General features: G+C 64.7%; 7 protein-coding genes. 5 read left to right on the forward strand and 2 right to left on the reverse strand.

The window, feature by feature from the left end; translation table 11 throughout:
* On the reverse strand, nt 1–261 hold a 261-nt coding region (locus EOD07_RS17315; protein ID WP_164772306.1), incomplete at its 3' end, for a helix-turn-helix domain-containing protein.
* Nucleotides 262–503: 242 nt separating this feature from the next.
* The gene (locus EOD07_RS17320) at nt 504–1,535 is read right to left on the reverse strand and encodes a hydroxyacid dehydrogenase (RefSeq protein ID WP_127236333.1); all 1,032 of its coding nucleotides are present in this window, start codon (nt 1,533–1,535) and stop codon (nt 504–506) included.
* 147 nt (nt 1,536–1,682) lie between these two features.
* On the opposite strand from EOD07_RS17320, the gene EOD07_RS17325 reads away from it, so the two are divergent.
* The 5 genes from EOD07_RS17325 to EOD07_RS17345 all read left to right on the forward strand — a co-directional run.
* Nucleotides 1,683–2,759 carry a LacI family DNA-binding transcriptional regulator gene (locus tag EOD07_RS17325; RefSeq protein ID WP_127236334.1) on the forward strand — a complete coding sequence of 359 codons (1,077 nt, stop codon included), beginning with the start codon at nt 1,683–1,685 and terminating at the stop codon, nt 2,757–2,759.
* 60 nt (nt 2,760–2,819) lie between these two features.
* Nucleotides 2,820–3,809 (forward strand): substrate-binding domain-containing protein, encoded by a 990-nt coding sequence (locus EOD07_RS17330; RefSeq protein WP_127236335.1) that lies wholly within the window; start codon nt 2,820–2,822, stop codon nt 3,807–3,809.
* A gap of 139 nt (nt 3,810–3,948) precedes the next feature.
* A complete protein-coding gene (locus EOD07_RS17335; RefSeq protein ID WP_127236336.1) occupies nt 3,949–4,941 on the forward strand; it encodes an ABC transporter permease in 993 nt (330 codons plus the stop codon).
* Nucleotides 4,938–5,714: an ATP-binding cassette domain-containing protein gene (locus tag EOD07_RS17340; protein WP_040984014.1), complete on the forward strand. Its 777-nt coding sequence runs from the start codon at nt 4,938–4,940 to the stop codon at nt 5,712–5,714. The genes EOD07_RS17335 and EOD07_RS17340 overlap by 4 nt, the downstream gene beginning before the upstream one ends.
* Nucleotide 5,715: 1 nt before the next feature.
* The coding region (locus EOD07_RS17345) for a sugar phosphate isomerase/epimerase family protein (RefSeq protein ID WP_164772307.1) at nt 5,716–6,564 on the forward strand (849 nt) is incomplete at its 3' end.

Consider the following 6,564-nt stretch of genomic DNA (forward strand, 5'->3'; position numbering starts at 1 on the left):
GCCCAGGTCGACGGCGATGATGTAGGCGGCGTCGTGGACAAGCTCGTAGGTGACGGCGGTGCGCCCGACATGGCCGCTGGTGCGCCCGGTCTCCTGCACCCAGCCTTCCTGCTCGAGGCCGCGCACGATTTCCGAGATCGTCTGCTTCGACAGGCCGGTGAGCTTGGAGATCGAGGCCCGCGATATGGGCCCGCCCTGGACGATCGCCTCCATGACGGAGCGCTGCGAGAACTGTCGGGAAATGCGCGGCAGGTCGCTCACATCGGGCCCCTGATTAATTCGTTCTGTCACCGAACTTATTGCTGAAATGGCACCCTTGTCAACGATCACGTTGAATTGTCGAAGACCGCAATCGGAAGGGATGATTTACTTGGCTGCCAGCTGCCGCACCCACCCTGCAACCGCGGCGAAACCGAGTTTGCTCATGGTTCGGGCGCGGAAGCGAACGATCAAGCCGGTTCCGAACACGCGCGCGCTGGCTGGTCGGTGGGGTCGAGCCAGCCTCAGTTCCTGTCGACCGGCTTGGAGCGCATGCGCGACACCGTCTCGCGCTCGGCGCGCTTGGAGCGCAACGGCGGCAGGCCGCGGTCGACGAGGTCCATGTCCTCCAGCACCATGTCGCCCATGCGCTTGAAGGCGATGTCGAGCGCGCCGGCGCGATGCGCCGAACGCAGGAAACCGGGGAGGGCGCGGACGGGATGGTCCTTTGCCAGCGGCTCCTCCGGGAAGACGTCGCTCGCCGCAACGATGTGGCCGCTTTTCACAGCCTTCATCAGCGCCGGAAAATCGACGACGCCGGCGCGGCTGAGCAGGATGAAGGCCGCGCCCTTGCGCATCTTGGCGAAAGCATCGGCGCCGAGAAAACCCTGGTTCTCGCTGGTGACGGAAGCGACGACGAATACGAAATCGCTTTGCGACAGCACCTCGTCCAGCGAGGCCGGCTCGACGCCGTTGTCGACCAGGATCGACGGCGGCAGCCACGGATCGTAGACCTTCGTGCGGGTGCGGAAGCCGGTCAGCAGGCGGTTGAGGGCGCGGCCGAGATCGCCGAAGCCGATGATGCCGACATCGGCACCCGAAAGCAGGCGCGCGGTCTGGTTGCCGTCGCCGCCCCACAATTCCTCGCCCCGCCGGAAGGCGAGATCGGCATCAACGATGTTGCGCGCGAGGTTCAGCGCCATGGCGAGGCCGAGCTCGGCCACCGGTTCGGCAAAGACCAGGCCCGTGGTGACGACATGGATGCCGCGCGCGAACAGTGTCTCATAGGGCATGTTGTTGAGGAGGTTGGTCTCGACATTGAAGATGCAGCGCAGCGCCGTCATTTTCTGTAGCGTTTCCGAGGCGATGGGCGGCTGGCCAACGATGTAGCGCGCTTCGGCAAGCACATCCGGCGGCAACTTTGCGAGGCCTTCCGGCGTTGTCTCGACAATGCGATATTCCCTGCGAAACAGCGCCAGTTGCGGCGGCGTGAAGATCAGGTCGAGCGTGCGTGGTTCGGGCGCGCTGATCACCAGCGGCAAGGTCTTGTCGGACATGTTTTCCTCCCGGGACACGATTGGATCGCGTCAATCGCATCTTTCCAGTCTTACTCCCGGTGAAACGATTTACAAGAACGAAAAATCGATTTATCGATTAGATTAGCGAGGCAGCAAAATCGGCTGCCTGCCCTCGGGAGGAGGTCAATGGCGCAACAGGAAGTTCGGCAGCGGCGTCCGTCGATCCACGACGTGGCAAGCCATGCCGGCGTGTCGGCAGCCACCGTCTCCAAGGTGCTGGCCGGCGTCACAACCGTGAAGCCTGAAAACGCGCAGCGCGTCTTCGATGCCGTCGAACGCCTGGGCTACCGCGTCGATCCTCTAGCCTCCGATATGCGCCGCGCCAAACGCCGCATCATCGGCGCCATCATGCCGGAATTCGAAAGCGAGTTCTTCGGCTCGATGGTCACCGAACTGGAAGGCCTTGCCGAGCAGCGCGGCTACACGCTGGTCGCCGCGTCGAGCCGTGAATCGGAAGCGCGCGAGAAGGAGATCCTTGCCCGCATGCATGACTGGCGTGTTGCCGGCGTGGTGCTGGCACCAGTCCGCAATGAGCACGGGCCGGCGGCCGCCTTCATGAAAGCCAACGGCATGACCGGCGTGCTGATAGACCGCGTCCTGTCTGACGATGCTTTCGATACGGTATCGGCCGACAGCGCCGCCGCCAGCGCCGAAGTGGCGCGGATGCTGGTCGGCAATGGGCACAGCCATGTACTGGTCATCGGCCTTGCCGAGCAGGCGGCGACGGTGCGGGCGCGCCTGGACGGGTTTCGCACCCAGGCGCTGGCGCTCAACCCGTCGGTGCGCATCGATGTCATCACCTCGGAAGTCAGCGTCGAGCCGCTCAGGGCTTCGCTGCGCGATTACTTTGCCAGGGGAGAGCGACCGACCGCCGTCTATTCGCTGCTTTTGAAGGGCACGCTTGTCGCGCTGTCCGAGTTCCGCCGGCGCGGCTGGCATTGCCCGAACGACATCTCGCTGGTCGGCTTCGACGATGCGGAATGGATGCAGGTGACATGGCCCGCGATCGCGGCCGTGGTGCAGCCGGTGCGCCAGATCGCCAGCGAGGCGATGAACCTTTTGTTTCGCAGGGTCGAGGGCGCCGTGGGACCACCCACGGCGCGGCTCGAACCCTGCCAGGTGTTGATGCGGGAATCCGTTGGCTCGCCAGGCAACGGCCCGCATCCCGGGGGAGGAGACCGACAACAGCCCCCATTGTCGTGAACGGAAGCATGCGCCGGCCCTGGCCGAGGCATCCGGCGCCAAGGATCAACGGAGGATCGAATGATATCGCCTTTCTTGAAGATAAATCGATTTACACTTGCCGTGGGCATCGCGCTTGCGTTCTCCGCCGTCGGCGCCGCCAAGGCCGAGGACGGGGAATACGGCGTGCTGATGAAGACGCTGGCCAATCCGTTCTGGGGCGCGATGGCGCAGGGCGTCGCGGACGGCGCAAAGGAAGCCGGGGTGAAGTACTTCCAGCAGGCGGCCGAGAGCGACCAGGCGGCCGAGCCGCAGCTCAATCTCTGCAACACGATGCTCGAGCGCAAGCCGGTGGCGATGATCACCGCCGCCATCAACTCGACCAATCTTCTGCCTTGCCTGAAGTCGGCGCAGGAGGCCGGCATCAAGATCGTCGACCTCGACAACAATCTCGACCAGGCGGTGCTCGATAAGGAGGGCGTCAAGGTCACCTTCCACATCGGCTCCGATAATATCGCCGCCGGCGCGCAGGGCGCCGAATATCTCGCCAACAAGCTAGGCAAGGACGCCAAGGGTCCGGTGCTGGTCATCGAAGGCCTCTCCGGTAACATCACCGGCGAGAAGCGCGCCAAGGGTTTCGCCGACAAGCTGAAGGAACTGGCACCGGGCCTCGAGATCGTCGCCTCGCTGCCGGGTGACTGGGATCGCGGCAAGGCCGCCTCGATCGCCACCGACACGCTGACCGCGCATCCCGATCTCGTCGCCATCTTCTGCGCCAATGACGGCATGGCGCTTGGCGCGGTGGAGTCGGTTTACGCCGCCGGCAAAGGGCCGCAGGTGACGATCATCGGCGTCGACGGCAATTCGGACGCGGTGAAGTCGATCAAGGAAGGCCGCCTCAACGCCTCGGTGGCGCAACTCCCCTATCTGGTCGGCAAGCAGGCGGTCGAGAACGTCAAGAAGGCTTTGGCCGGCGAGAAGGTCGAGGACAGCATCGCGGTGCCGACTTTGGTGCTGACCAAGGACGTGATCGACGCCGGCAAGGAGCCGATGCTGCAATATGTGAAGTGAAGAAGGAAGGGAGTAGGGGAGTAAGGCAGTAGGGGAGTAGGGGGAAAGCGATGGTTTGCGCTTCTCCAACCGGTCTTCCTCATCTTCCTTGCCTTCCCTACTGCCTTACTGCCCTACTCCCTACCCGAAGGGTGGAAAAATGGCTTCCGAAATGACGCAGCCCGGCTTCTGGGCTCGGGTGCAACGCGCATCCGTCGAAAGGCTCCACATCAGGCTGGAGTCACTGGTGGTGCTTCTGGCGCTGAGCACGGCGATGGCGCTTTTGTCGCCCTATTTCCTGTCGCTCAGCAATTTCCTCAACATCCTGCTGGCGACCTCGACGATCGGCGTGCTGGCGATTGCCGCTACTTTCGTCATCGGCTCGGGCGGGCTCGACCTGTCGCTCGGCTCGGTGATGGGTCTGGCCGGCGTCGCCGGCGCTTTCGTGGCGGTCAATCTCGGCTGGCCGTCGGTCTTCGCGGTGATCGCCTGCATCCTCGCGGGCGCGATCGCCGGCTACATCAACGGGCAACTGGTCACCCGCGCCTTCGTGCCGGCCTTCATCGTAACGCTCGGCATGCTGGGCCTGGCGCGCGGCCTGGCGCTGGTCATCTCGCAGGGCAGGGCGATCTACGGACTGCCGCCCGAGATCGTCTATATCGGCCAGGGCCGGCCGTTCGGCATCCCGATGCCGGTCATCATCTTTGTGCTCACCGCGATCGTGGCGCATGCGGTGCTTGCCTATACGCGCTTCGGCCGCCATACGCTGGCCTTGGGCGACAGCGAAGGCGCTGCCCGCGCGGCCGGCATCCGCGTCGAGCACCACCGCCGCATCATCTACACGCTTTCCGGCGCGCTTGCCGGGCTCGCCGGCCTGCTCTTCACCGCCCGCGTCAATGCCGGCGACCCGACCGCCGGCATCAATTACGAGCTCACCGCCATCACGGCAGCGATCATCGGCGGCACCAATCTGTTCGGCGGCCGTGCCTCGATCCTCGGCACGATGATCGGCGCGCTGATCATGGGCGTGCTGCAGAACGGTCTGACGCTGCTTGCGGTGCAATCCTACTATCAGCAGATGGCGATCGGCGCGGTGCTGATCCTCGCTGTCTTCATCGACCAGTACCAGGTGCGGAAGGAGTCGCGCGTATGACCCTGCTTTCGCTACGCGGCATCCGCAAAAGCTTCGGCGCCGTCGACGTTCTGCATGGCGTCGACCTCTCGGTCGCGGCCGGCGAGGTGGTCGGGCTGGTCGGCGACAACGGCGCCGGCAAGTCGACGCTGATGAAGACCATCACCGGCATCTACCGGGCCGACACCGGCTCGATCGAATTCGACGGCAAGGACATACTGGCGCTCGATCCCGGCCAGCGGCGGCGCCTCGGCATCGAGATGATCTACCAGGATCTCTCTCTCGCCAAGCAGCAGGATGTGGCCTCGAACATCTTTCTTGGACGCGAACCGACGAAAAAGTTGCTCGGCCTGTTCCCGGGCTTCGTCGACAAAAGCGAGATGGATCGCCAGGCGTCGAAGATGATCGAGCGATTGGGCGCGCATCTGCCGTCGATAAACCGGTCGGTCGGTTCGTTCTCCGGTGGCCAGCAGCAGACCGTGGCGATCGCGCGTGCGCTCACCTTCAATCCCAAGCTCGTCATCATGGACGAGCCGACGGCAGCACTTGCCGTGCGCGAGGTGCAGAGCGTGCTCGACCTCATCCGGCGGCTGAAGTCGGAAGGCATCGCCGTCATCCTGATCTCGCACCGGCTGAACGACGTGCTGTCGGTCACCGACCGTATCGTGGTGCTGCGTCACGGGCGGGCGGATGCCGATCTCGTCACCGCCAACACCAACATGAACGAAGTCGTCAGCCGCATCGTCGGCGGCGGCGATACGGCCGCAGCGGCGGCGCATGAACAACGAGGCTGACATGAACACCTTCGGACTGCACACTTTCGCCATCGCTCCGGTCTGGGACCTCGCCCGCATCGAGCCGCAGATGGACAGGCTGAAGGAGCTCGGCATCGGCCTGATGGAGATCCCGCTGCTGCGTCCCGAGGAGATCGACACCAAGCGCACGCGCGGCTTCGCCAGCCACTATGGCGTCGAGCTCATCCCCTCGCTCGGCCTGCCGCGCGCGCTTGACGTGGTCGAGCGGCCGGACGAAGCGCTCGATTTCCTCCAGCCGGCCTTCAAGGTCTGCAACGAGGTGGGCGCCGAAGCGCTGGGCGGCGTCACCTACGGCACGATCGGCAAGACCACCGGCCGGGCGCCGACGCAGCGCGAGATCGACGGCATGTGCCGCTTCCTCGAACGCGCGGCGAAGTCTGCGAAGTCGCGCAGCCTGAAGCTCGGCATCGAACCCTGCAACCGCTACGAGACGCATCTGATCAACCGCGGCATCGACGCGGCGCGGATCATCGAGCGGGTCGGCGCCGAGAACATCTTCATCCATCTCGACACCTACCACATGCATATCGAGGAGGAGAGTTTTGCTTCCGGTTTCGAGGCGGCAGCGCCCTATCTCGGTTATGTGCATGTGTCGGAAGCCAATCGCGGCGTGCCGGGGCGCGGCATGCTCAACTGGGCGGCCTGCATGAAGGCGATCGCCGACATCGGCTATCAGGGCGCGATCACGCTCGAAAGCATGAACCATGTCGATGTCGACATCGCCGGCGGGCTCGCCGTGTGGCGGCCGGTGGCGGAAGACCCGCGCGACGTGATCGAGGTCGGACTGCCGTTCCTGCGCGAGGAAGCGAAGAAGGCGGGGTTGACGCTG

This window comes from Mesorhizobium sp. M2C.T.Ca.TU.002.02.1.1 (genome assembly GCF_003997225.1).

Coding starts and splice junctions, on each gene's coding strand:
- EOD07_RS17320 (WP_127236333.1), bottom strand. CDS start 1,535: ATGTCCGACAAGACCTTGCCGCTGGTGATCAGCGCGCCCGAACCACGC.
- EOD07_RS17325 (WP_127236334.1), top strand. CDS start 1,683: ATGGCGCAACAGGAAGTTCGGCAGCGGCGTCCGTCGATCCACGACGTG.
- EOD07_RS17330 (WP_127236335.1), top strand. CDS start 2,820: ATGATATCGCCTTTCTTGAAGATAAATCGATTTACACTTGCCGTGGGC.
- EOD07_RS17335 (WP_127236336.1), top strand. CDS start 3,949: ATGGCTTCCGAAATGACGCAGCCCGGCTTCTGGGCTCGGGTGCAACGC.
- EOD07_RS17340 (WP_040984014.1), top strand. CDS start 4,938: ATGACCCTGCTTTCGCTACGCGGCATCCGCAAAAGCTTCGGCGCCGTC.